Genomic DNA, 21,612 nt, shown 5'->3' with positions numbered 1-21,612 from the left:
CATCGCCAAACCGTAGTTTTGTCTTACACGGCGACGAAAAGCCCAAAAACACCAAACGGTGCTCGCTACCCAACAACCCACAGCGTCAGGCAAGTCCCAAAAGATCGGGGACTTGCCATTTGTTTTTATGCCCGGTCTACACACTCGATGCTCAAACCAAGCGCGCTTGCCACACCGGCACCATAACCAGGATCGGCCTTGAGACAGTTCGATATGTGACGGATCTGAATTTCCTTCCTTGCAGCGCCAATCGCGCGGGCAGTGTTTGCGAACAACACTTTTTGCTGCTCCGGCGTCATCAGGCGGAACAAATCACCGGGTTGCGAGAAATAGTCATCATCCTCGCGGTGGTTCCAATGATCCGCAGCACCTTCGATGGACAAAGGTGGTTCGGAGAAATCCGGTTGCTCGGACCATTCGCCATGCATATTGGGTTCATAGCCAATCCGAGATCCGGCATTGCCGTCGACCCTCATCGCTCCATCACGATGGTAGGAATGATACGGGCAACGCGGCGCATTCACCGGGATCTGGGAATGGTTGACACCCAACCGATACCGCTGAGTGTCGCCATAGGAAAACAGACGTCCTTGCAGCATTTTGTCCGGCGAAAAGCTGATACCAGGTACAATTGTAGAAGGCGCAAAGGCCGCCTGTTCCACTTCGGCAAAGTAGTTCTCGGGGTTGCGGTTCAATTCCAGCTCGCCAACCTCAATCAGCGGATAGTCCCCATGCGGCCAAACCTTGGTCAGATCAAATGGGTTGAGGTGGTATGTACCCGCATCCTTCTCTGGCATGACTTGGACGTAGAGCGTCCATTTGGGAAAATCACCGTCTTCGATAGCATCATAAAGATCACGCTGATGGCTTTCACGGTCACCAGAGATGATTTGCGCGGCTTCTTCGTCGGTAAGGTTTTTGATCCCCTGCTGGGTTTTGAAATGGAATTTGACCCAGAACCGTTCGCTGTCCGAATTGATAAAGCTGAATGTGTGGCTGCCAAAGCCGTGCATGTGCCGGTAGGTTGCGGGAATGCCGCGATCAGACATAACAATCGTCACCTGGAGCAAAGCTTCGGGAAGGCTGGTCCAGAAGTCCCAGTTGTTATCCGCACTGCGCATGTTGGTCCGCGGATCGCGTTTGACCGCGTGGTTAAGATCGGGAAACTTCAATGGGTCGCGAAGGAAAAACACTGGAGTGTTATTGCCCACCAGATCCCAGTTGCCTTCCTCGGTGTAAAACTTGACTGCAAAGCCGCGAATGTCCCGTTCCGCGTCCGCCGCACCGCGTTCTCCTGCAACGGTCGAAAAGCGCAGGAAGAGATCCGTCATCTTGCCAACATCAGAGAACAATTTGGCGCGTGTATAGCATGTGATGTCGTGGGTCACTGTGAACTTACCGTAAGCGCCGGACCCTTTGGCATGCATCCGGCGTTCGGGGATCACTTCGCGATCAAAATGAGCCATCTTCTCAAGAAACCAGACATCCTGAAGCAGCGCAGGACCACGCGGCCCCGCCGTCAGAGTGTTTTGGTTGTCGGGCACTGGCGCGCCAAATGCGGTGGTCAGTTTCGGTTTGCTGGTCATGTCAATCTCCTGAGTTGGTATTGGCAGGACAAAACCGAAAACCGCCAAATTACTCCAACTTATATAAATTATCCGATCGATAATCAGAGGTGATGCATGGCAAGAAGAACCTCGGTTGCCGGTCTTTCACTCAGAGATCTTGAGTACATTCAAAGCATTGCCGAAGAAGGTCATTTTGGCCGAGCAGCTGATATCTGTGGGGTTTCACAACCTGCAATCAGCCAACAAGTATTGAAGCTAGAGGCCCGACTTGGATTTTCGATTTTCGAACGTCAGGGCAGGCATGTCTCTTTGACGCAAAATGGCCGGATAGTCCTGCAAAAAGCAGAAATCCTTCTGAGCGAGGCTCGTGAGCTGTTGGAATTGTCGCTGAGCCTGAGTGACAATCTGGAAGGTGATTTGAAGTTTGGTGTACTTCCGACCCTTGGTCCTTACTTATTGCCGCTCATCCTCAAGTCACTCAAAGCCGCTTATCCCAAGTTAAGGCTGTCACTGTTCGAAGAACCCACGCATGTTCTTGAAGAGATGCTCACCAATCGGGCGCTGGACGCTGCGCTGATCGCAACTAATCCGAAACAGCCTGCACTAAGTGCGCTTGAGCTGTTTCATGAACCATTTGTTTTTGCCTGTCCCAAGGATCTGGATCTCAAACCCAATGAAAAGGTTCGTTGGTCTAAGGTTTTGTCCTCACAGCTCGTTCTACTTTCTCAAGAACACTGTCTACGGGATCAGACCGTTGCGTTTTGCGACCGGATTGACCGACCAGGAAAAAGAGTTGCCAGCAGTCTTGAGATGCTCCGGCAAATGGTCGCGCTGGGAGAGGGTTGCGCGCTTTTTCCGGCATTGTCTGTGAGTGGCCCCGACCGTTTCGGCGGCCTAGCAACAACACATCCCATTGCGGATGGGGTGTTTGGCCGTTCTATCAGGCTGGCATGGCGCGACAGTGACCCACGCACGGGATCGCTTGAACATTTCGGGACTTTCATTCAGACCCTTATGGCTGCCCCGGAAATGGCGCGGTATTTGAACGGAAAAGCTTAGAGCCTGACCAACCACGGAAAAGGCAATATAGCGTTTCTTTGAGGGCAAGCGTACAAGTCACCATCAAAGAAACGCCGTTGGTCTGTCACTGCAGGGATTCCAGATAAGCCAGCAGGTCTGAGATTTGCTCCGGTTTCTTTATTCCGGGAAAGGACATCTTCGTGCCCGGCAGGTACTTTTTGGGAGACGCTAGGAACCCGGATAAGCGTTCTTCATCCCAAACAAATCCGGCTTCCCCCATCGCTGTTGAGTATTTGTATCCATCAACAGCGCCAGCTTCTCGGCCCCAAACACCAAACATCGTTGGGCCTACTTTTTTCTTACCTTCGTCAACTGCATGACATGCGGCACATTTTTTGAAAACTTTTTCGCCTGCCGCCGCGTCGCCTTCTGCGGCAACGCTTTGAGCACCCGCCAGCGCTATTGTTACAGCCACAAGAATACCTCGCATGAGATCATCCCTTCCTTTTGATTGCAGATATTTGAGAGTTCAGGTTTGGACCGAAACTGCAGTCGGTCTTGCTTTTCGGAACAGGCTTCTCCTTTCCCGAATGCCAGCCCAAAAAAGAAAACCGATCTTCAGAAATTCAGACGCGACGTAGAGCAGATGCAATGAACTGTCCTCGACTGGTTGACCCGCGATGATCAAAAGCGTCCGCGCGTTCAGCAAAGGAAGGAGCCAAAGCCTTTGAAACCCGAACACGCAGAGCGCGACAATTAATGACAACGACGGTTTCTGCCGGAACGACAGAAGAAGAACTGCAATTAGTAGCGTGCAAAACGCCTCGAATACGCCAATCCACAGGAATTGCATCCGCCCAACGTCCAAGGCGACCGGCAATGTCAATGACGGGGCTTGGAACTTGGCCGGAGCCGCGATCAAGTTACCGCCAACTGCGGCGCCCATCCAAACAGAGATAGTCGCAATCAGTGCAATGCGGGCGGCCTCAAAAAGAGGCTCGGCATGGGACAGTCGGTTTTTTGAGACAGAGATTTTGACAGGTTGTGTCACGCTCATGATCGCGCCCTCACTAGACAGGGTGTTAGGTTGACGCGTGTGTTGCGGCGCCCCTAACCGTGGGTTTAGAAGCCGCTCGCCAGTAGCCGTAGCCCATGATCCCGGCACCGGCGAATGCGTTGCCCAAGGTGACATACGTCAAATTGTGGGCGGCTCCGGCCAGGGTGATGCTGTCGGGGTGATCTGAGATCAGCGCCAGTGAAAACACGGTCATGTTCGCAACGCTGTGTTCAAACCCCGCAGCAATAAATGCATAAAGACACCAGAAGATGACGATGCATTTGGTAACGTCGTCTTTTGCGCGCGCCGAACACCACAAGGCAAGACAAACCAGCCAATTGCACAGGATCGCTTTGGCGAACAGCTCCAACTCGGTGCCGTGCATCTTCTTGATGGCCACCTTATAAAGAAAAGCCTCTTCGCCTGCCCCTAAGATAAGTCCACCACCGCCTGCGACGAACAGCAACGCCAGCAATATGGCCCCGATCAGATTTCCTGCCCAACTGACCAACCAGCAGCGCAGCACATCCCACCAAGCAACACTTTTGGCCAGCAATCCGTGCGTCATGTACATGGTGTGACCAGTAAACAGCTCGGCCCCTGCAAAAACCACAAGGGTCAAGGCGATACCGAAGCTGGCCCCCATGACGATGGGACGGATGGATGGATCCGCACCCTGCCCAACAGAAAAGATCAGCAAGATGCCCGCCCCAACAAACGCCCCGGCTTTTAAGGCGAGGATCAGAAAGGCAATTGGATCTGCACGCAGGTTGACGCCTTTCTCTTGCGCCAATTCTGCGAACCCAATGACTGTGTCAGCATAGGTCATTTCGTATTATACTCCACAGCTTGCGCAGCCGGTCGCGTTCGACCTTTGGCCACTTGGATTTCCAAACAGGATCGGGATAGCCCAGAGACAGGCCAAGCATGCAGCGAGGTAGAGAAAGGCCATGCCCAGATCCTTCTGAGCCGAGACCAGGTAGGAGTTGCAAATCCTGACCGGCGCATGCGTATACAGAAAACCCAGCACACCCAGCATCGACAGCGCATTCGCCTTCAGAAATCCGCGAAGCACCGGGCCCAGCCAGGGCCAGGACAACCTCAGCAGTGCCCCCAACAGCAAAGGCAAGCTCAGATATTTAGTAAGTTCCCCTGTCGGCGTCAGCGCCCAATCAACGTTTCTAGGCAGCATCCAGAACAGAAATACGGTCAAGGCCACAAGTAGCAACGGAACAGCCCATTCACGCCGGACCTGCCTGTTCCAAGCCAACAACACCCCGGCTAGAACCAACAATGGCATCTGCACCAGGACATGCTGGATCGGACTTTCAACAACCGCATAGCGAAGTGCAACGGCCTCGGCAGAAGCCAGGAAGGCCAAACCAAGCAACTTCATGAGCTGCGCTCCTCCAAATGGGTCAGAACATCGTCGATCGCATCGGTGTCAAACACCGCCGAAAAGCGGCCGTCGCTTTCAATCACATGGATTGCGGCATTGTGCTGAAACCCGCCCCATTCATCGGGAATGACAGTCACGTCAAAAAGCTTCAACAATGCCGGCAACTCTTCTGGCCTCGGCCGCGCGACGGTCCACATTTTTCCGTCCGCCTCATGGGCTTCCCCGTAAATCGTCATCTGCTCGGGCGTGTCTCGCTTAGGATCAAAACTGACCGAGATCATCCGGACGGACTCTCCACGCTGTTCCAATTGATCTCGGATCTTGGCAAAGTCTGCGCCTGCAATCTGGCAGATGTCGCCGCACACGGTGTAGATGAACTCGACCAAAACCAACTCCTTCCCTTGCGGCAACAGGGGCATCAACTGACCTGACATGTCTTCCAGTTGCAGGGCTGGAACTGGACGCGGTGCGTGCACCACGTCCAATCTCCGAGCGGCTTCGCTGGTGAAAGCCTGCCCTCCATCTGTGGCATGCCAGAGAGTTCCCAAGCCGATGCTCGCGACCAGAACCGAGGGAAGAGCGCGCGCAATCATCAGCTGTCACACCGCCCAAGACGCAGCACAAAGCGCAGCACAAAGAGCAATGTTCCCAACACGACCAGCACGCCGAACAAGGTGCCAATGCGGTCGTGGGTCAGCCATTCTTCGTAGTGCACTGCCCAGCGACGCGGGATCGAAGCCGCACCAGAGAAGAGAAACACCGTCACAAACCCAGCGGCGCCTGCGAGGTAGGTCACAAAAGCGACCCGGTCCAACCCGCTTATCTGGGCGATGGTTTTGCCTCGGACCAGCCAGGCCATGAACCCAAAGGCCATCGCCACTTCGCCCAGCAGCAGGTAGGTGTGGAAATGCCCCGGGACCCACATTGTATTGTGCATCACTTTGTTCACACTGATCATCCCGTCGATTGACGCGGGGATTGAGCCGACCGACCAGCCTGCCACGGACAGAACCAGCAGTGAGGACGTCAGATCCCAGGTCATTTTCGAACCTCGCACATAGAGGAACGTAGAGAATGCTGTGACCGCGATGAGGGGAATGCCGCTGAAGTATGAGACCAGTTGCCCGACCACCAGCATCCAGGGTGGCATCACCACATCCTGAAGCAGATGGTGCCAGTAAACAGCCATCACGAAGATCAGAACTGCATTCCAGGCAATCGCAAACAGACGGTTCGATTTCCACGGTTTGCCGGTGTATTCCGGCAGGATTTCATACACCGCAGTGACGGCCATGTAGATTGAGGCATTGATGAAAACGTGGCCAAAGAAATAGATCAGGTTCTTGGCCAACAGCGCGTTTACTTCAAAACCCGGCACCAGCAGGTGGACAAGGCTCGCCACCAACACCGCGGCACCTAGGATTATCCCGATCGAATTGAAAATAGTCACGGCCGCCGCCGCGATGATTGTTGGCGGCGGAGGATTTTTGTCCTCTCGCCCTAGGATCAGGTTCCAGCCCAGGGCGCGCAAAAGGCTGCCATAACGGGCATGAATCTGACGACCGAGCTCCAGATAATACAGCAGAAAGCCAACGCCGATCGAAACATATCCAAGCATGAACGCAGCAGCCGCGCCGGCTTCCCACGCTCCGCCTGACATCGCGGGCAAGGGAAACAGGAATGTCCATGCGCCGCCATATCCGCCGATGAAGATCGAGCCTAAGATCAGGACGACGCCTGGCAGAAACAAAGCAAGGAAAGCCCAATAGATTCCAGCCGTCAGAACGATATGACGCCCGCAAAAATACCACATGATTGCGGCGCCAGACAGTGCAGCTGTACCAACCATTCCGGCGCCATGGGCCGTCAGCAACTGGTAAAACAAAGCCGGATCCACTTCGATCCATTGGCCCTGCGCAGCACGCATGATCAGACCAAAGACCATCATCAAAGCAAAGACCGCGCCTGAGAGGATCATGGTAAGCTTGACTGCCCCAGCCTGGGGTTCAGTGACGATTGGTTTTTCCGCGACAAGTTCAGATACAGCGCTCATTTAGTCCTCCACCGCGACGACTTCGAATTCGTTGACCATGTCCTGATGCGCCACCCCGCAGAATTCCATGCACAGGACCTGGTAAGTGCCGGGTTCATCGAACGTGTAAGAAACTTCGGTTGTGTAACCGGGGATCACTTGGACCTGCGTCAGAAGGCGGAGGTCTGAAGTGTAAATGCCCAATCCGTGGGTAACATCTTCGGTCGTGGCGCTAAAATTGATGGGCGTTCCAGCAGGGATCTCAACTGTGTCGATATCCCACCACCACTGCCCGCTGGTGATGGAAACGGTGATGGCACCGTCTGTACTGGCCAAAGCGTGCGGCCATGGTCGCAATGAACCGACTGCCACGATTACTCCAACAATCGTCATCGCCCAGATCAAGCCCGCACGCTTCGAGTTGGCATTGGGTCCTGCTTCCGCCCCGTTCGAGGCGCGCGCGGCCTTCCAGAAGACAAGTGACAGCACTGCCATCAGGATCAGCGAGATCAAAAGTACAACAGGCTGCATGAGCCATCTCCCTTATTAAGCATTTTAAATACCTATTATAAAGATCAGAAAAAGATGTCAACAAAATAGGCATTTTCAAAGCCTATTTTTTATGAGAGATATAACTATGCAAATTACCAAGTTTTCCGACTATGCCTTGCGCATCCTGATCCATCTTGCCACCCACGAAGAGGGGTTGATGTCGACCCGCGAGATTGCGGCTATGCAAAACTTGCCCTTCAATCACCTGGCCAAGATCTCCCAGTGGCTCACACACGAGGGCTACGTAGAATCCGTTCGTGGACGCAACGGAGGAATGCGAATGGCCTTGCCTCCCAATGCGATCTCGATTGGCGGCCTGCTGCGAAAATCCGAACGCGGCACCCCTTTGGTTGAGTGTATGAAAGAAGACGGCGGCTGTTGTGTGATGACGCCTGCCTGTGGGTTGCTGCCAATCCTGACTGAAGCTCAAGAGGCGTTTTTTACTGCCTTGGACAGCAAGACATTGCAGGATGTTTTGGAAGGAAATCGCGGAATGAAAAACCTGATCCGAGCGCTAGAAGTTAGTCATGCGCTGGCTTCAGATCATTAATACGCAAATTGAAATCGTATAAAACCACGATTTTCATTTAGCTGCACCAGGCACGGCACCCTCAATCGCCTGCCCTTCCCAGGCCTCGAATGCCATCGACAGGTGCCATGCCTTGAACCCGATGTAGCCGGCCAACAGGACCATTATCATCAGATACATTGCCCTTCGGAATCGTGGATTCTCTTCAGCTTGGTACATCTTCTGCATTCCAGAGTAAGTACAGTGTCAGCATTCGGATCTGAGCGTCACTCAAACGTCCGTCCCACGCCGGCATCACCCCCCGTCGGCCAAAATGGATGCTGTGATAGATGGCGTCCCGGTCGCCCCCATAGATCCAACTTTCATCGCCCAAATCTGGCGCGCCGATCTCGTAGCCCCCGCGGCCGTCATCTCCGTGGCAGGCCGCGCAGTTTTCTTCAAAAACCAATTTACCGGCTTCGGCCGCCGTCGCATCATGCTGCTGTCCAGAGAGGAACAAGACAAATTCCGTGACTTCCTCTACCTGTTGATTTTCGATCATGCCATCCGCACCAAAGGCAAGCATCTGTGCGATCCGTGTATCGTCATGCTGCGCATTGATTCCATAGCGTATGGTTGTCTCTATCTCTTTCGGCGAGCCTGACCACAGCCAATGACGGTCCACCAGGTTGGGAAAGCCAACCTGCCCTTTCAGATTATTCCGGTGACAAGCCGCACAGTTGTCGGCGTAAAGCTTGGAAATCGACGCGCTATACCGCGCCTCAAGCGTCGGATCGGCGGCCAGCTTCTCTATATCCCCGGACGCGAAAGGCGCGAATGTCATTTCTCGACTCGCATCCGCCTGTTGAAGTGCCGTCGCAACTTCTGCACGCGAGGAATAGCCAAGCATCCCCTTCGCGTAGTCACGCACACTCGGGAAAGATGGGTAAAGCACCCAATACAGCGCTGCTATGATGATACTGATCCACAGCGCCCATCGGGCAGCCCAGGGAACAGGTGTATCCAACTCTTTGATACCGTCCCATTCGTGGCCAGTCAGATCGGTGCCGGAAACGGGATCCTTTTCCCTCATCGACATGGCTGATCCTCCCGGCTGTCGAGTGGGGATTGGGCGGCATCGTCGTAAACCTTCCGGCGCGAGGGCCGATAGGTCCAAACAGCTGCAGCTAAAAAGACGGCCAGCAGGTAGATTGCGCCCCAAGTCTTGGAGAAAACGAGAACCGTATCATGTGTCATCGCTGAACCTTCTCAAGGTTTAACGAATCCAGATCGGCCAATGTGCCAAGAACCTGAAGATAGGCCACAAGAGCATCCATTTCCGTCAACTCGGCCGGCTGCCCGTCGTAATCCCTGACCTGCACATTTTCGCCGTAACTTTCCTGCAATTCTCCTTCAAAGTACTGCTCAGCATCCGCCTGCCTTGCAGCGTCCTTTTCGGCGTTTTCGATCTGGCTGTCCGTATAGGGCACACCAGCCCGGCTGAGGGCTGTCAGTGACGCAGGCAAATGCCCAGTCGCAAGGCGCGTCTCGGACAAAAACGCATAGCCCGGCATGATGGACCCCTCGACCAGATCTCGCGGCGCTTCCAGATGCGCCACATGCCATGCGTCAGAATATTTTCCACCAATGCGCGCCAAGTCCGGCCCTGTACGTTTCGAGCCCCATTGAAACGGATGGTCATACATGCTTTCGGCAGCCAGACTGTAATGTCCATAGCGTTCTATGTCCGACCGCAGGGTGCGGATCATCTGGCTATGGCAGGCATAGCACCCCTCGCGGACATAGATGTCACGCCCGGCAAGTTCCAGCGGCGTGTAGGGCCGCATACCTTCGACCTTTTCCACTGTGTTTTCGATCGTGAACAACGGCGCGATTTCGACAATTCCACCGATCGATGCAACCATCAGGATTGCCATTGCAAACCCAAGTGAATGGCGTTCGAGTTTTTGGTGCTGAGTGCTCATTGGGACTTACTCCGCTGGCAGCTGGACCAATGGTCCGGCTTCCCGGGTTTGGGCCTTCTTCGGCCCACTCACAGTCATGTAAATATTGTATGCACCGATGCAGGCTCCGATCAGATACAACAGCCCCCCAATCGCGCGGGCGACATAGTAGGGATGCATCGCGATCACACTGTCGAGGAAGGAATAGAGGAAAGCGCCGTCCGCATCATAGGTCTGCCAAATCAGCGATTGCGTGATGCCGCTGTTCCACATCGCCCCGACGTAAATCAGCGTTCCGCTCAGGGCGAGCCAGAAGTGCCAGGCCTCCAGCCGCAAGGAATACACGCCGTCCCGCTTCCATATCCAGGGCACCAGCTTGTACAAGGCACCAAAGGTGATGAAGGCGACCCAACCCAAGGCGCCGGCATGAACGTGCCCAACCGTCCAGTCGGTATAGTGGCTTAGCGAGTTTACCGGGCGGATCGCCATGAACGAACCTTCAAATGTCGACAGCCCATAGAACAGAATTGCGACCATCATGAACCGGACCGCCGGGTCCGTCCGGACTTTATCCCAAGCCCCGTTGATCGTAAGAATGCCGTTGAACACAGAGGCCCAGCTGGGAACCAGCAAAATGATCGACATGGTCATACCAAGGTACTGAACCCAATCAGGCAGGGCTGTATAATGCAGGTGATGCGATCCGGCCCAAAGGTAGAGAAAAGTGATCCCCCAGAACCCCACAATCGACATCCGGTATGAATAGATCGGCCGGTTCACAGCTTTAGGCAGGAAGTAATAGAGCATCCCCAGGAACCCTGCCGTAAGCAGGAAACCAACCGCGTTATGCCCGTACCACCACTGAGTCATGGCATCCTGTGTCCCGGAAAAAAGCGAGTAGCTTTTGGGGTAAGCGATGGAGACGGGCACCGAGAGGTTGTTCACCGAGTGCAGCATCGCGATGACGACAATGAAAGCCAGATAGTACCAGTTGGCCACATAGATATGCGGCTCTGCCCGACGCGAAAGGGTCTTTAGGTAAAGCGCGAGGTACCCTACCCATACAACCAGCAACAAAAGATCCGCGTACCATTCCGGTTCCGCATATTCCTTGGATTGGGTAATCCCCAAGGGGTAGCCGGTCGCCGCAAGGACCATGAAAAGGTTATAGCCCCAAAAGACCATCCAAGGCAGCGATTCACTGGCCAGTCTTGCCCGCGAGGTGCGCTGCACCACGTAGAACGAAGTTGCGATTAAGGCATTGCCGCCAAATCCAAAAATGACCGCGGACGTGTGTACCGGACGCAACCGGCCAAAGTTCGACCAGAAAACATCCCCGTTCAATGCCGGAAAGGCCAGTTGCCAAGCTAGAATGTCTCCGACGGTAAAACCAACCAAGGCCCAAAATAGAGCAGCTATGACACCGAAACGCGTGACCTTGTCACTATACTCAAGCGGGATGTCCCGGATTTCTTCACTCATTCGGGTGATCATCCAGATCAACCCCCAACCGGCGAAGATGGCGATCATCCAGCCATGCAGCACATAGGCGATAGGTACACCCCAACCAAGAATGGCCACTCCGCCGATCAGAACAATGACAAGAGCACACAGGACCAAAACGTTTTCGACAGTATTGTTATTCAGCATCTGGCCGCTCCTGCCGGTGGAAACGCACTTCCAATGCGACCTCTCCCATGGGGTTCACAGAGTGAGTTTCCTGGGGCGCAAAGACCGCCGTATCACCCGCAGCCAACACCAAGTCATCTTTGTTGTCCCGACGCAGCAAAAGCTGGCCAGATTGCACCGCCAATTGGCCCCAGACACCGGCTTTCGTGCTGTGATCCTTGCGCAATTTTTCTGGCAGAGTGTCGTGCGTGAATTGCGAAGTCGCATAGTGCACCACGCCTTCTGGAAGGGCTTCTGTCATTGTGCGTCTCCATGGAAAAGCTCTGCATAGGCATGCCAGGTTGAATATCCCAGCAAAGGGAAAACTACGGCCAGCCCTAGCAGGCCCGATAAAATCCCCAACAAAGTCAGCGCGGTAATCGCACTGCCCCAATACAGGCAAAGACGAAAATTGTGAGTGGTGGCATTAAAACTCAGCCCCATGGCTGAGAAGCCATCAATCTTGCGGTCTACAAGCATCGGAAGCGAAAAGGCTGAGACAGCGAACCCCAACGATGCAAACAATCCGCCGATCAAAGATCCAGAGACTAATAAAGCCCAGCCGGACGGTGTGCTGATCATCAGCAGTAGAGTGTCAGCGAAGCCTGAGAACGGGCGCAGACCATAAACAATGGCGAACATGACTGTCGCGGCACGTATCCAAGTCAGGGCAAACACCATGAGGATCGCGCCGACCAGAGCAATCTGCCCCTTAGCGACGGCGGGTCCAGTGTCACCGCTGGCGATCGAATACAAACCAACGGTGGCAATGGGTCCAACAAGCACGCCACCAGCCAAAAGTGGCAGCAGAACCCAACCTTGACCGCTAAACACAAGACCCGCGACACATGCCCATCCCAACAGAACAAGCGCAATGCCGTAACAAATCGAATACTCAAGGTTCGCTCTAAAATCGCGCCATCCCGCTCGCAACCAACGTTTCACGACTTGGATTGGCGGCTCGGTAATGACCTGCGCTTTTGAATATACCGATATGGTCATGACAACTCCGGCGGGGCACCCACCTCGCGACGAAAGTTCTCGATCCCAAAGGTCAAACCTTTACCGATCCGGTTGGTCAAATGAGTAAAAGCTTGAGCGGTATCTGGCTGCAGAACCTGATGTGCCGTTTCGCCAAACAGATCGAGCCACAAGGGAAAATGCTCGGGAAGGATGTCTGAATTCGCCAGATGAGCCTGCATTGGATTTCCGGAATACCCGGGCTCCCTGAGGATCGCGCCGCGCCAGAACGAAGCGATCTTTTCTTCGTGCGCTTTCCAATCCTGAATGGCCTCATTGAACACGGGCCCCAATACAGGATGCACCCTTATCTGCGCGTAAAACCGGCAAACCAATATCTCAATTTCCTCAGCGGAAATTTCAAACATCTGTGGTTTGGCAACCATCGCAGTTGTCATCAGAATCTACTCCATTTCGGGCTCCCGTTTTCTGCCCCCTTTAATAGGTATTGTCAATACCTATTAAAGGGGGCGCTGGTACCCCACAGATACTCAACCCGCCTCTCAGACGGATCGTCTTGCCGCAGATTCCGCGTAAGCTCCACTTCGCAGGGAAAAAACATCATCCAGGGGTGCCCTAACTCCTTCAGGCATCCGGGTTGGGTCGAACACCTTTTTGGTGCTTTCAGAACGATCATCAGGTAGCCCAACCTGAATTGTCCCAAGATCAACCATGGTATGTGTCCCACTCCAAGGCACAGTCGGATCAGACACATTGTCAGCGGCGTTCGCGATCACCAACTTCAACGACCAACGGGCGGGACCATCGCAGAGCTTTTCCAGGAACCTGTCATGAAGGAAATCATCCGAGAGGGTTTCCATCTCTTCCTTGCTCAATGCCAAACGCCCACCCTCCGGCTCCAGCAGAATTCGGGCAGAGATTTCCCTTCCACTCCAATCAAACCGATAAGCATGACCAGAGTGGTATTGTTCAGACGAATAACAACGGCAGGGCGCAACAGACCTTAGATATTGTTGGTGTGGCACCGTGTTGGGGTTTGCCTCATTAAAGGCTTCTACCAACTTCGGATTCGGGGCACCGGTGTCCGGATCAGGAATACGAGCGGCAAGAAAAGCCCGGAATTGTGCAGCAGAGTTGGCAAAGAAAACCGGGTTCGAAATTAACGTCAGAACCCAAGAGCCTGATCCATTTCCGATCTCCAGCCCAATCCCGCGCACCGTAGGGCTTTTGTCACTGATGCCCGGTTTTCCACCCCCAACGGAGAAGCGCGCCGTAGCCTTGCATTCATTGTTCAACATCGGGATTTGAACTCTCGGCTCCTCCGCAGCAGGACAGAAACGCCCCTGTGCTGTAAACCCCTTTGCGTGTGACGCGCGATAGCCATTGTGACGGCCAAACGTACCATTCAGTGCGTCGATTAGTTTTACTGCCTGTGACATGACGTCCTCCTTGATCAGTTATCGAGCAGGCCGGGAAACCCTCTTTGAGATGGCTTTATTGCCCATGCATTTTGCTCATTGAGAATTCGTATTTCCGGCAACGCAGAGCATCACAGGAAATCGATTGATCCGCTGATTCAGTGGATCCAAAGTTATTCTTTTTCAGACAGCCGTTTTCCTACACCATGTGCGTAGATCAACGATCGTGCTTGCAACATGGGATCATTGGATGGCGCAAAGCCTTCACTCAAGATCAGCGGGTCAAAGTTGATCTCGTCACACTGCCCGTCATCTTCAGTCATCGCAGCATTCGCTGTGAAACGCGCAGCAACGATTTCTGTGTGATCGCCGGTCCACTGAACAGAGGGATCTTCGACATTGTCATCAGCGTTAGCCAGAACGATAACCATGTCCCAGGACACGCCCCCGTTGGCGATATTGGCCTGCATGTTTTCAATGAAGAAGTCGGGGTGAGTGTCAACAACGATATCCTCCTGCCCCGATGGGCGGAAATAGAATCGCATCGCAGTTTCTTGACCCGCGTCATTTACAAGGAGGAAAGAATTCACGCTGTAGTAGGTTGTACCCTCATGGGGTCGAAGCGATTTATCCAACGCGCCATGATACTCGCTGTAGGTCTTCAATGAAGGATTGGCGGCAGCAAACGCCTTGGTTGCGTCCGCTCCAGCAGCCTTGGAACGCAAAAGTTCGATGAACGCTTTGCTCGTCGGCACCGGAAAGAAGTGTTCGGTGTTCATGGCAATCACGTGCAGGTCATCATCCGGCGTCGTGATCTCCATCGATAGCCCAAGTAGCCCGTATTTGTCGTCTGCTGGATTTGCCTTACCACCCTTGTGGGACACCCGAGCAATAACCGAAGATTCACTAGTGAACAAAGTGCTGTTGGAGTACGTTTCAATCGTCTCGTCTAAGGGTGTAAGCGTGCCCTCAACGCAAAATCCTTTGGTGTGATTGCGGCGTTTACCTTCAGTCATACCAAACAAGTCTTCGAAGGCAGCGAAACCCTTCTCAAAGTCAAAGTCACCTTCTGCGACGGCAGGTGTCGCCCCCACAGAAATGCCAATAGCTATAATGCTGCGTCTGATCATTACATCCTCCATTTGCATTTATTTGCTAGCTAATATTTAGCTTCCTAATTATTTGCAAGTAAAAACTTCAGATGCTAAAAAGTGCCCGAGATCAAAAATGAAAGTCGCCATCGTGCCCAAGACGAAAAAGCCTGAGACCGACGAAGATGTTCGGCTAGACAATCAGTTGTGCTTTGCGGTCTACGCGGCCTCGCACAAGATAGAGCAGCTTTACCAGATACTTCTGAAGGCCCAGGGACTAACTTACACCCAGTATTTGGTCTTGATGGCATTGTCCGAAGAGGATGGTGTCTCCATTTCCACTTTGGCAAAACGGCTTGACGTATCCGGAGCGACAATGACGCCGTTGTTGCGGCGCCTTGAGGAAAAAGATCTGTTACGGCGTGAGACGCGGGACGGGAACGAGCGCCAGAAGATTGTCACTCTAACTGAAACAGGACGCAGCATCTGGATAAAAAGCTGCGGGATATCATCTGAAGTCTTTTCCCAAATTGGCCTTACTCAACATGAGGCAGATGACATCATCCGAATTTGCAAGAAGATCGCCAGCAAGTAATCCGTTATCGAAGTGCGAAAGACATCACAGATTTTCTCTAATATTCTCCAAGTATTTATCCAGGACTTCCAAGCAAACATTCGCTCTTTGCCATGTTCGCCACAAGACTGATCGCTAGATCTTTAAGCTCACAAAACGATTGCGGACCTGCGATGAGCCCTTACCAGACCTTGATCACACCTCGGTCTTTCGCTCATGCAACAGGTCGCGAACGCGTACAAAGTTGCCGTTCATATGGCCTGACGATGTCAACCGCAGCATAGCGTGTTAGTTGTCAGCAATGAACCAACTAACCTCAGCCAAGCGGAACGCCATACCCTATGCCCTTGCGGTCGTTGGTGTGCTTTTTGCATCCATCTGTTTTGGCCTTGTACCCTATTTTAGCCGTGGGCTCACCGATCAGGGTCTCGCTCCCTATGCGGTTGCCTTTTATCGGTACATCTTGGCAGCGGTTGTCCTTTTGCCCGCACTTGTAATGCATCACTCAAAGTGGCGAGAAATCGTCTGGGGTATGGTTGCGGGCGCAGTGATGGGTCTTGGCTGGGTCGGCTATGTTACTGCTCTTGAGACTGTTCCTGCATCGACAGTTGGCGTACTCTACATGACCTATCCGGTGTTTACGATTGCCATCGCATGGGCGCTTTTTGGTGATCAACCAACGCGACGCAGCTTTGTTGCGGCTGGATTGATCGTCGCTGCTGCGATATTCGCAGGTTCTCCAGCATCTGTGCCACCGGACCAAATTCCAATCCTTCTCGTCTCATTAGCGGCACCTTTCGGTTTTGGCTTCGGCATATGTGTTCTCGTGCACCGCCTGTCACGTATTGCGCCTTTAGCCAGAATGGCGTCAGTCTCGCTTGGGTCGGTCATTGGCCTTGCCCCTCTCATTCTTTCATCCGAGGTCGGCGAAATTCTACCAGAAGGTGGGGACGACTGGGTTCTAGTTGTCGGGTTGGGCCTTGTGACGGCGCTTATTCCGCAACTGATTTACACGATCTGTTCGCCTATTATTGGGGCAGCGCGCACTGCTGTAGTCGGAAGTATTGAACTACCCACGATGTTTGCTGTTGGCGTTCTTGCATTCGGTGAAGTAATCACGGGTACACAGGCGCTGGCCTGCGCGCTGGTTTTGGGCGCGATAGCTCTCACTCAAAGTCGCTCAACTCGAACTGTGACGACCGTGATCAGCAAGGAGCCTGAGAGGTAGCTTTGGTCTCGTTGCCGACTTTCTCTATGGCGAGTTTGGACAAGCAGATTGAGCCCAAACCGGCCATCCCGAGGCTATCTGTCTCCTGCAGTCGCAGTCGGCAGGTCGCAGCCCAAAGCTGTCGTTCGTAACCGGCTAAATTGAAAGTAAGTCCAGAAAGTTTTTCCCACGCTCGAATGTCCACCAACTCGCGACAGCTCCGCAGCCGATAGCTATTGAAACTCTGAGCGTAAACTCAGGAGTTGGGCCAAATTTTGAAATCGAATTTAGGAGCGGCCACGTCACCAGAACGATTGCGACTTGACCAACTTCCACGCCGATGTTGAATGCCAATAGGCTCTGCCAAATATTGGGCGAAGTCACTTGCAGGATTTCATGCAGCACGAAACTAAAGCCCAGGCCGTGAAGCAATCCCATCAGGACGGTCACTACGAAAACCTTTCTGTTGGTGTTTGGCCCCGAATCTTCTCGTTTTATGGCCAGAACAGCTGCGTAGATGATTGAGAGCGCAATCCCTGTTTCTACCAAAGGGACAAACCATGCACCGGATGGAACATAGCCAAAGAAGCCAAGCGAAAGTGTTACGCTGTGGCCAACTGTAAACCCGGTGACACGCCAGAGTAGCGCCCGCAGTTCAGGCGCGCCGATGACAAGGCAAACAACAAACAATACATGATCGATGCCTTCGAGAATGTGGCGCACACCCTCCCAAATGAAAGTCACGATTCCTGCGAAACTCGACCTTGAAATCTCAACCGGATCTTCCATCAGACCCCGCGTTCGAAAGACAAGTGGGTCGCTGGAGCCGTAGTCGAGGATGAGGTTCGCGGTCATTTCCTGGTCTGGCAATCCGGGGTTCAGAGCGTTTGACAGCGCATAGGTAGACGGGGTGGTTTTCAGGTCATACCGTACGGTGACATCGACGATGACATCGCCAACAAATACAGGCAGATCGAGCGACAGAGTTGATCCCTCAAACACCGCTTTTTCGGCCTCGTTCAGAGTAGCAAATCCCGGTTCTTCGCCCACCCGATGGATTGCCACAGATTCCACGTTGCCCGCTACGCGCTGACCTTGCACTTCGACAATTGTTCCGGCCTCAGCGATTCGACCGAGCCCGAGCGGGTCAGCATCCAGTTGAGCGGGGTCGGCAAAATGCACGACATTGCCGTCCTTAAGGGCATTTGTCGTAAACGGAGCAGCGGACGGAAGGCCATCTGTTCCAATTGCTCCCGTTTTGTCCGCGACAAGGTAAGGCATCGGCAGTCGAAGATGGATACGCAACCCGTCGCTGGTGTGTTCAACGTGGAACACCCGAACGTTCAGGTTCAGTAGAAAATGCGCATGGCTCGCAACCGCGAACACAATCAGGCAGGTCGTGACAAAAACCAACAAAGCTCTGCTTATCCGCTTAGACATCCGGTGCACGCGCCTCCAACACAGTGATTGCTCTAAGTTTCCAGCTACCTCGCTCAGGTCGGAACTCGACCCTTGCGCGGTATTCCACCCTTCGACGGTGATCATGACCCCAATGGCCCGCCCGCGCGTCGACCCGCCATTGCGCAACGCCTTCAAACGCTCCGTATCTATTCAATCCACCGTCTACTATGATGACATCCGTGACCTCAGCGATCTGCGCGAGGCCACCACCGGGTACCCGGATCCCCAAGCTTGCTTCCAGTTCTGCAGACACCTCAACAAGGTCAACATTCAAAACGATTGGGGCTAGCGCCTTGCTGCGTTTTTCTGGCGACACTTCGAGGGCTGCAACATAGACGTTGGCTATGAGCTGGGAAAAAGCATCCGCAGCTACATGATCTGCGGCTTGATCAGAAGTCGGGCTTATCAATGAGACGGATCGTGAATTCCAGAATACCGACCCGATAAGAAGACAGCCGATTGTAAGTACGGATAATCCAATCCGCAGGTGCTTCTGGGAAGTTAGTGTGGCGATCAGGCCGACCAGAGCTGAAAGACCAACGGTAAACAGTGTCCACAGAGGCACAAACACAACACCTTGAGCCTTCACCCGAGAAACCTCAGGCTCGGCATATCGTTTCAGGTGATTTTCCCACGTGATCTTGGCATTCTCAGGCGTCGCCCAATCCAGGAACGGACCAGCAACATCCGTCAGCGTCACAGGAACTTCGTGGATCGTATCGTCGAACATGTCCCAGGTGACAGACGCCTCCTTTGGCAAAGTTGGAATAGGATAAGACGATATCACGCCGATGAACGTCGTATCAGCATTAAGCGTTGAGGGGCCATCAACAACCTGAAACCCGCGTTCCCCGAGCGTCAGGAACGAACCGCGCACGTTCGAAGGCATTACCTGTTCGCCCTCGATGGCGACTGGGTTCTTGGTTGCGAATTCGTTCAGTGCATCCGCAAGAATCTGTGACTGTAACGCAGGATCCAGATTTGATCCGGTACCCAGGGTTTGATCGATCCAGGGCGCAAGATCACGAGACCGGATCAGGACCTCGTGGCGGAGTTCGCGTGGAGCGACATACAGATAGGATGTCGTCCCACTTTGGGCTGAGCGGTTGAGGTTTGCGTTGGCAAATGCAGTAAACCAGGGGTCCGACCAGTTGATCGTAAATCGCGAGTCTTTGTTGAGAAAACTGAAACGGGTGACCGGAACGGCGCGATCAAAGACCATGAAGCCAATCGATACCGCAGTGTCTTCGTCTTTGGCCAGCGGAGGGCGGATGATCAATTTCTCGGGTTTCAGGCCTTCAAAGTCATAGAATGCTCTAACGTAGATTACTTCAGGATCATCAGGAGGTGCCGGAAATTTGCTGCCGGTGATAGGATCGGTCATTCCGGCAAGAGGAGATGCGCGGTCGATCCTTTTGCGTCGCTCCGCAGTCAGGAATTGCAATGGCAACGGAGTTCCGTCGTCGCGAACTATCAAGAAATTTTCAAGGCCATTGTCGGATGCCACGTCATATGTGACCAATTCCGGCCGTGGTTCCGACCATTCTCCAGATGACAGTGTCGCGGCGAAGGCCGTTAAGTCCCGAGGAAATATTTCCAGATCCAGGTGAATACCTTCGTCGTCAATTCGTAAGACGGCTATGTTATCGGCGACTTCCGCACCGCTGTAGGGCGTCACATCTCCTTGCGCCCCAATCGGCAAAACCATTGCCGTCACAAGTGCCAGCAGGCATCTGACATTGCCCGGTGGTTTGCTTACTGTGTTCCGTGACAAGCTCATTGGCAGTGCTTTCGTTCCATCACTTGCCTGGGCAATGAGTTCCCCAGTTCTCGACACGCGTCTGTGACGCAGCCGTCATTCTCATGGGAAGACATTTGCCGTTTTGTCCCGCGCGACCTGTGATCTGGCCGCGCGGATGCAGCGAAGATGTCGTTATTGATCCGGCATCGGCGGCGGGGTGTATCCTTCCCACTTGCCAGCAGTCACCTTGTCAGATGGCTCTTTTTCCTTCGAGCGAGGCGCCTTGATATATTCGTCGCTGACTGCCGGTGGCAGGGCATAGTCATCCACGCTGGCCTCCCGGACAACAATCTGATCCTTGGTGACATTGATTACCTGAAGATCGCGCGCTAGCGTCAGCGGCCCGTCATACGTCGAACGAACGCCTTCCAAAATCGCCTGGTAGTTTTCTGGTGAAAGAACAGAATGGTATCCCAGTGCCATGCGAGGCTTGACCGCTGACATGACCTTGCCAAAAGCCGCGGGTTCGGTGTGGACGCGGGTGGCGACATAAGTTGCCTGCTTCATGTCCCAGCCAAAGTAGGGTGCCAACGCATCTGGCGGCAAAAACGCTTCGTGAGACGCTAAGTCTGCGTCTTTGGCATACTCGACATACCATTTATTCGGGTAGGTATCTCCGCCAAAGACGTACTTTAGCCCGTTCCATTCAAGGGAATAACTGACCGAGCCATCGAGGCTGTGGATCGCCGGCCAGGAACGAATGGTGACATCGTTTTCTTGGTAAACGATCTCGTTCTCCTGCATGTAATCGAATTCGGTGACATCAAGTTTCGCACCCTCATCCGGCAAAGCACCGGTTCTGGTCGCAAGGTCCCAGGCATAAGCCTTCGACATACCGTCTACATATGCCTTGGTGCCCAGTTCTTCCTCGGATCCGGACGGACCGAAAATACGAAGCGGGGTGTAGCGGCCAGAGAGCCAGCCTCCAACGTGAAGACCCATGAAGTCACCGACATGGTCTACATGCAGATGGCTGAAAAAGACTTTATCGATCTTTGAGAAATCTGGTCGCAATGAAAAAAGGTTGCCAGTAGATCCGGTGCCAACGTCGAAAAGAAAGGTATCCCCATTGCCCAACTCGACTAGGAACGAAATGGAAACGGCCGCTTTTGTTTGGTTTGGCATCCCCGTGCCCAATGCGGTGATCCGCATCTCGCTTTCACCGAGAATTTCAGTGTTTGGGAAATAGGACGCCGGATAGGTTCCGTCTTCGATTGCAGCAGCCGTTCGACCTTTTGGAAGCATATTCTGCGCCAACGCAGATCCACTGACCGCAAGCCCAAGCGCCAAAACTGCACTTGTCGTGGAAAT

General features: G+C 53.6%; 25 protein-coding genes. 4 read left to right on the top strand and 21 right to left on the bottom strand.

The features are described from left to right. Positions 1–125: 125 nt before the first annotated feature. Positions 126–1,586 (bottom strand): catalase, encoded by a 1,461-nt coding sequence (locus tag ACR0DL_RS17060; RefSeq protein WP_480690371.1) that lies wholly within the window; start codon positions 1,584–1,586, stop codon positions 126–128. Between the two features lie 96 nt (positions 1,587–1,682). Between ACR0DL_RS17060 and ACR0DL_RS17055 the strand changes: the two genes are divergently transcribed. Beyond that, a complete protein-coding gene (locus ACR0DL_RS17055; protein ID WP_480690369.1) occupies positions 1,683–2,627 on the top strand; it encodes a hydrogen peroxide-inducible genes activator in 945 nt (314 codons plus the stop codon). An 85-nt stretch (positions 2,628–2,712) separates the two neighbouring features. Here the strand turns inward: ACR0DL_RS17055 and ACR0DL_RS17050 are convergent, their stop codons facing one another. From ACR0DL_RS17050 to ACR0DL_RS17020, 7 genes are read right to left on the bottom strand one after another with little or no spacing between them, the layout of a single operon-like run. Beyond that, a complete protein-coding gene (locus tag ACR0DL_RS17050) occupies positions 2,713–3,078 on the bottom strand; it encodes a c-type cytochrome (protein ID WP_170362178.1) in 366 nt (121 codons plus the stop codon). A 39-nt stretch (positions 3,079–3,117) separates the two neighbouring features. Then, complete coding sequence (locus tag ACR0DL_RS17045) at positions 3,118–3,645, bottom strand: hypothetical protein (RefSeq protein ID WP_480690367.1); 528 nt, start codon at positions 3,643–3,645, stop codon at positions 3,118–3,120. A 25-nt stretch (positions 3,646–3,670) separates the two neighbouring features. After that, positions 3,671–4,474 carry a formate/nitrite transporter family protein gene (locus ACR0DL_RS17040; protein WP_480690365.1) on the bottom strand — a complete coding sequence of 268 codons (804 nt, stop codon included), beginning with the start codon at positions 4,472–4,474 and terminating at the stop codon, positions 3,671–3,673. Between the two features lie 6 nt (positions 4,475–4,480). Continuing rightward, on the bottom strand, positions 4,481–5,041 hold the full coding sequence (locus tag ACR0DL_RS17035) for a hypothetical protein (RefSeq protein WP_170378534.1): 561 nt from the start codon (positions 5,039–5,041) through the stop codon (positions 4,481–4,483). After that, complete coding sequence (locus tag ACR0DL_RS17030) at positions 5,038–5,637, bottom strand: SCO family protein (RefSeq protein ID WP_480690363.1); 600 nt, start codon at positions 5,635–5,637, stop codon at positions 5,038–5,040. Before ACR0DL_RS17030 ends, ACR0DL_RS17035 begins: the two co-directional genes overlap by 4 nt. After that, positions 5,637–7,097, bottom strand: a complete 1,461-nt coding sequence (locus ACR0DL_RS17025; RefSeq protein ID WP_480690361.1) for a cbb3-type cytochrome c oxidase subunit I — start codon at positions 7,095–7,097, stop codon at positions 5,637–5,639. The genes ACR0DL_RS17030 and ACR0DL_RS17025 overlap by 1 nt, the downstream gene beginning before the upstream one ends. Continuing rightward, entirely contained in the window at positions 7,098–7,607 is a 510-nt protein-coding gene (locus ACR0DL_RS17020; RefSeq protein ID WP_480690359.1) for a cupredoxin domain-containing protein, read from the bottom strand. A gap of 106 nt (positions 7,608–7,713) precedes the next feature. Between ACR0DL_RS17020 and ACR0DL_RS17015 the strand changes: the two genes are divergently transcribed. Beyond that, positions 7,714–8,178 (top strand): RrF2 family transcriptional regulator, encoded by a 465-nt coding sequence (locus tag ACR0DL_RS17015; RefSeq protein WP_170347428.1) that lies wholly within the window; start codon positions 7,714–7,716, stop codon positions 8,176–8,178. Positions 8,179–8,211: 33 nt separating this feature from the next. Here the strand turns inward: ACR0DL_RS17015 and ACR0DL_RS17010 are convergent, their stop codons facing one another. The 10 genes from ACR0DL_RS17010 to ACR0DL_RS16965 form a co-directional block, all read right to left on the bottom strand. Then, positions 8,212–8,337 carry a hypothetical protein gene (locus ACR0DL_RS17010; protein ID WP_264187355.1) on the bottom strand — a complete coding sequence of 42 codons (126 nt, stop codon included), beginning with the start codon at positions 8,335–8,337 and terminating at the stop codon, positions 8,212–8,214. Between the two features lie 25 nt (positions 8,338–8,362). After that, positions 8,363–9,235, bottom strand: a complete 873-nt coding sequence (ccoP, locus tag ACR0DL_RS17005) for a cytochrome-c oxidase, cbb3-type subunit III (RefSeq protein WP_480690357.1) — start codon at positions 9,233–9,235, stop codon at positions 8,363–8,365. Continuing rightward, positions 9,226–9,393 carry a cbb3-type cytochrome c oxidase subunit 3 gene (locus ACR0DL_RS17000; RefSeq protein WP_480690355.1) on the bottom strand — a complete coding sequence of 56 codons (168 nt, stop codon included), beginning with the start codon at positions 9,391–9,393 and terminating at the stop codon, positions 9,226–9,228. Before ACR0DL_RS17000 ends, ccoP begins: the two co-directional genes overlap by 10 nt. After that, a complete protein-coding gene (gene ccoO / locus ACR0DL_RS16995) occupies positions 9,390–10,121 on the bottom strand; it encodes a cytochrome-c oxidase, cbb3-type subunit II (RefSeq protein WP_170362187.1) in 732 nt (243 codons plus the stop codon). Before ccoO ends, ACR0DL_RS17000 begins: the two co-directional genes overlap by 4 nt. 6 nt (positions 10,122–10,127) lie before the next feature. Then, complete coding sequence (gene ccoN, locus ACR0DL_RS16990) at positions 10,128–11,750, bottom strand: cytochrome-c oxidase, cbb3-type subunit I (RefSeq protein ID WP_480690353.1); 1,623 nt, start codon at positions 11,748–11,750, stop codon at positions 10,128–10,130. Next, positions 11,740–12,030 (bottom strand): TehB family protein, encoded by a 291-nt coding sequence (locus ACR0DL_RS16985; protein ID WP_170351582.1) that lies wholly within the window; start codon positions 12,028–12,030, stop codon positions 11,740–11,742. Before ACR0DL_RS16985 ends, ccoN begins: the two co-directional genes overlap by 11 nt. Next, a complete protein-coding gene (locus ACR0DL_RS16980; protein WP_480690351.1) occupies positions 12,027–12,770 on the bottom strand; it encodes a DUF2189 domain-containing protein in 744 nt (247 codons plus the stop codon). The genes ACR0DL_RS16985 and ACR0DL_RS16980 overlap by 4 nt, the downstream gene beginning before the upstream one ends. Next, positions 12,767–13,186, bottom strand: coding sequence for a group III truncated hemoglobin (locus ACR0DL_RS16975; RefSeq protein WP_480690349.1), 420 nt, complete (start codon positions 13,184–13,186; stop codon positions 12,767–12,769). Before ACR0DL_RS16975 ends, ACR0DL_RS16980 begins: the two co-directional genes overlap by 4 nt. 105 nt (positions 13,187–13,291) lie before the next feature. Then, positions 13,292–14,188, bottom strand: coding sequence for a catalase (locus tag ACR0DL_RS16970; RefSeq protein WP_480690347.1), 897 nt, complete (start codon positions 14,186–14,188; stop codon positions 13,292–13,294). 152 nt (positions 14,189–14,340) lie between these two features. Further along, positions 14,341–15,297, bottom strand: coding sequence for a catalase (locus ACR0DL_RS16965; protein WP_480690345.1), 957 nt, complete (start codon positions 15,295–15,297; stop codon positions 14,341–14,343). 97 nt (positions 15,298–15,394) lie between these two features. On the opposite strand from ACR0DL_RS16965, the gene ACR0DL_RS16960 reads away from it, so the two are divergent. Beyond that, a complete protein-coding gene (locus tag ACR0DL_RS16960) occupies positions 15,395–15,853 on the top strand; it encodes a MarR family winged helix-turn-helix transcriptional regulator (protein WP_170351589.1) in 459 nt (152 codons plus the stop codon). Positions 15,854–16,133: 280 nt separating this feature from the next. Further along, entirely contained in the window at positions 16,134–17,060 is a 927-nt protein-coding gene (locus ACR0DL_RS16955; protein WP_170394367.1) for a DMT family transporter, read from the top strand. Positions 17,061–17,195: 135 nt separating this feature from the next. On the opposite strand, the gene ACR0DL_RS16950 is transcribed toward ACR0DL_RS16955, so the two are convergent. From ACR0DL_RS16950 to gntH, 3 genes are all read right to left on the bottom strand, one after another. Further along, positions 17,196–18,452, bottom strand: coding sequence for a HupE/UreJ family protein (locus tag ACR0DL_RS16950; RefSeq protein ID WP_480690343.1), 1,257 nt, complete (start codon positions 18,450–18,452; stop codon positions 17,196–17,198). A gap of 19 nt (positions 18,453–18,471) precedes the next feature. Beyond that, entirely contained in the window at positions 18,472–20,280 is a 1,809-nt protein-coding gene (locus tag ACR0DL_RS16945) for a hypothetical protein (RefSeq protein WP_480690341.1), read from the bottom strand. A 153-nt stretch (positions 20,281–20,433) separates the two neighbouring features. Continuing rightward, positions 20,434–21,558, bottom strand: coding sequence for a guanitoxin biosynthesis MBL fold metallo-hydrolase GntH (gene gntH / locus ACR0DL_RS16940; RefSeq protein ID WP_480690339.1), 1,125 nt, complete (start codon positions 21,556–21,558; stop codon positions 20,434–20,436). Positions 21,559–21,612: the final 54 nt, after the last annotated feature.

Source organism: Ruegeria sp. BB5 (assembly GCF_056539405.1).
The sequence above is the reverse complement of the archived record's forward strand: the minus strand, read 5'-3'. Positions and strand labels throughout refer to the sequence as shown.

Coding starts and splice junctions, on each gene's coding strand:
- ccoP (WP_480690357.1), bottom strand. CDS start 9,235: ATGTCGATGAGGGAAAAGGATCCCGTTTCCGGCACCGATCTGACTGGC.
- ACR0DL_RS16955 (WP_170394367.1), top strand. CDS start 16,134: ATGAACCAACTAACCTCAGCCAAGCGGAACGCCATACCCTATGCCCTT.
- ccoN (WP_480690353.1), bottom strand. CDS start 11,750: ATGCTGAATAACAATACTGTCGAAAACGTTTTGGTCCTGTGTGCTCTT.
- ACR0DL_RS16970 (WP_480690347.1), bottom strand. CDS start 14,188: ATGTCACAGGCAGTAAAACTAATCGACGCACTGAATGGTACGTTTGGC.
- ACR0DL_RS17000 (WP_480690355.1), bottom strand. CDS start 9,393: ATGACACATGATACGGTTCTCGTTTTCTCCAAGACTTGGGGCGCAATC.
- ACR0DL_RS16980 (WP_480690351.1), bottom strand. CDS start 12,770: ATGACCATATCGGTATATTCAAAAGCGCAGGTCATTACCGAGCCGCCA.
- ACR0DL_RS17035 (WP_170378534.1), bottom strand. CDS start 5,041: ATGAAGTTGCTTGGTTTGGCCTTCCTGGCTTCTGCCGAGGCCGTTGCA.
- ccoO (WP_170362187.1), bottom strand. CDS start 10,121: ATGAGCACTCAGCACCAAAAACTCGAACGCCATTCACTTGGGTTTGCA.
- ACR0DL_RS16975 (WP_480690349.1), bottom strand. CDS start 13,186: ATGACAACTGCGATGGTTGCCAAACCACAGATGTTTGAAATTTCCGCT.
- ACR0DL_RS16960 (WP_170351589.1), top strand. CDS start 15,395: ATGAAAGTCGCCATCGTGCCCAAGACGAAAAAGCCTGAGACCGACGAA.
- ACR0DL_RS17045 (WP_480690367.1), bottom strand. CDS start 3,645: ATGAGCGTGACACAACCTGTCAAAATCTCTGTCTCAAAAAACCGACTG.
- ACR0DL_RS17060 (WP_480690371.1), bottom strand. CDS start 1,586: ATGACCAGCAAACCGAAACTGACCACCGCATTTGGCGCGCCAGTGCCC.
- ACR0DL_RS17050 (WP_170362178.1), bottom strand. CDS start 3,078: ATGCGAGGTATTCTTGTGGCTGTAACAATAGCGCTGGCGGGTGCTCAA.
- ACR0DL_RS17020 (WP_480690359.1), bottom strand. CDS start 7,607: ATGCAGCCTGTTGTACTTTTGATCTCGCTGATCCTGATGGCAGTGCTG.
- ACR0DL_RS16985 (WP_170351582.1), bottom strand. CDS start 12,030: ATGACAGAAGCCCTTCCAGAAGGCGTGGTGCACTATGCGACTTCGCAA.
- ACR0DL_RS17040 (WP_480690365.1), bottom strand. CDS start 4,474: ATGACCTATGCTGACACAGTCATTGGGTTCGCAGAATTGGCGCAAGAG.
- ACR0DL_RS17055 (WP_480690369.1), top strand. CDS start 1,683: ATGGCAAGAAGAACCTCGGTTGCCGGTCTTTCACTCAGAGATCTTGAG.
- ACR0DL_RS16965 (WP_480690345.1), bottom strand. CDS start 15,297: ATGATCAGACGCAGCATTATAGCTATTGGCATTTCTGTGGGGGCGACA.
- ACR0DL_RS17010 (WP_264187355.1), bottom strand. CDS start 8,337: ATGTATCTGATGATAATGGTCCTGTTGGCCGGCTACATCGGGTTCAAG.
- ACR0DL_RS17025 (WP_480690361.1), bottom strand. CDS start 7,097: ATGAGCGCTGTATCTGAACTTGTCGCGGAAAAACCAATCGTCACTGAA.
- ACR0DL_RS17015 (WP_170347428.1), top strand. CDS start 7,714: ATGCAAATTACCAAGTTTTCCGACTATGCCTTGCGCATCCTGATCCAT.
- ACR0DL_RS17030 (WP_480690363.1), bottom strand. CDS start 5,637: ATGATTGCGCGCGCTCTTCCCTCGGTTCTGGTCGCGAGCATCGGCTTG.
- ACR0DL_RS16945 (WP_480690341.1), bottom strand. CDS start 20,280: ATGAGCTTGTCACGGAACACAGTAAGCAAACCACCGGGCAATGTCAGA.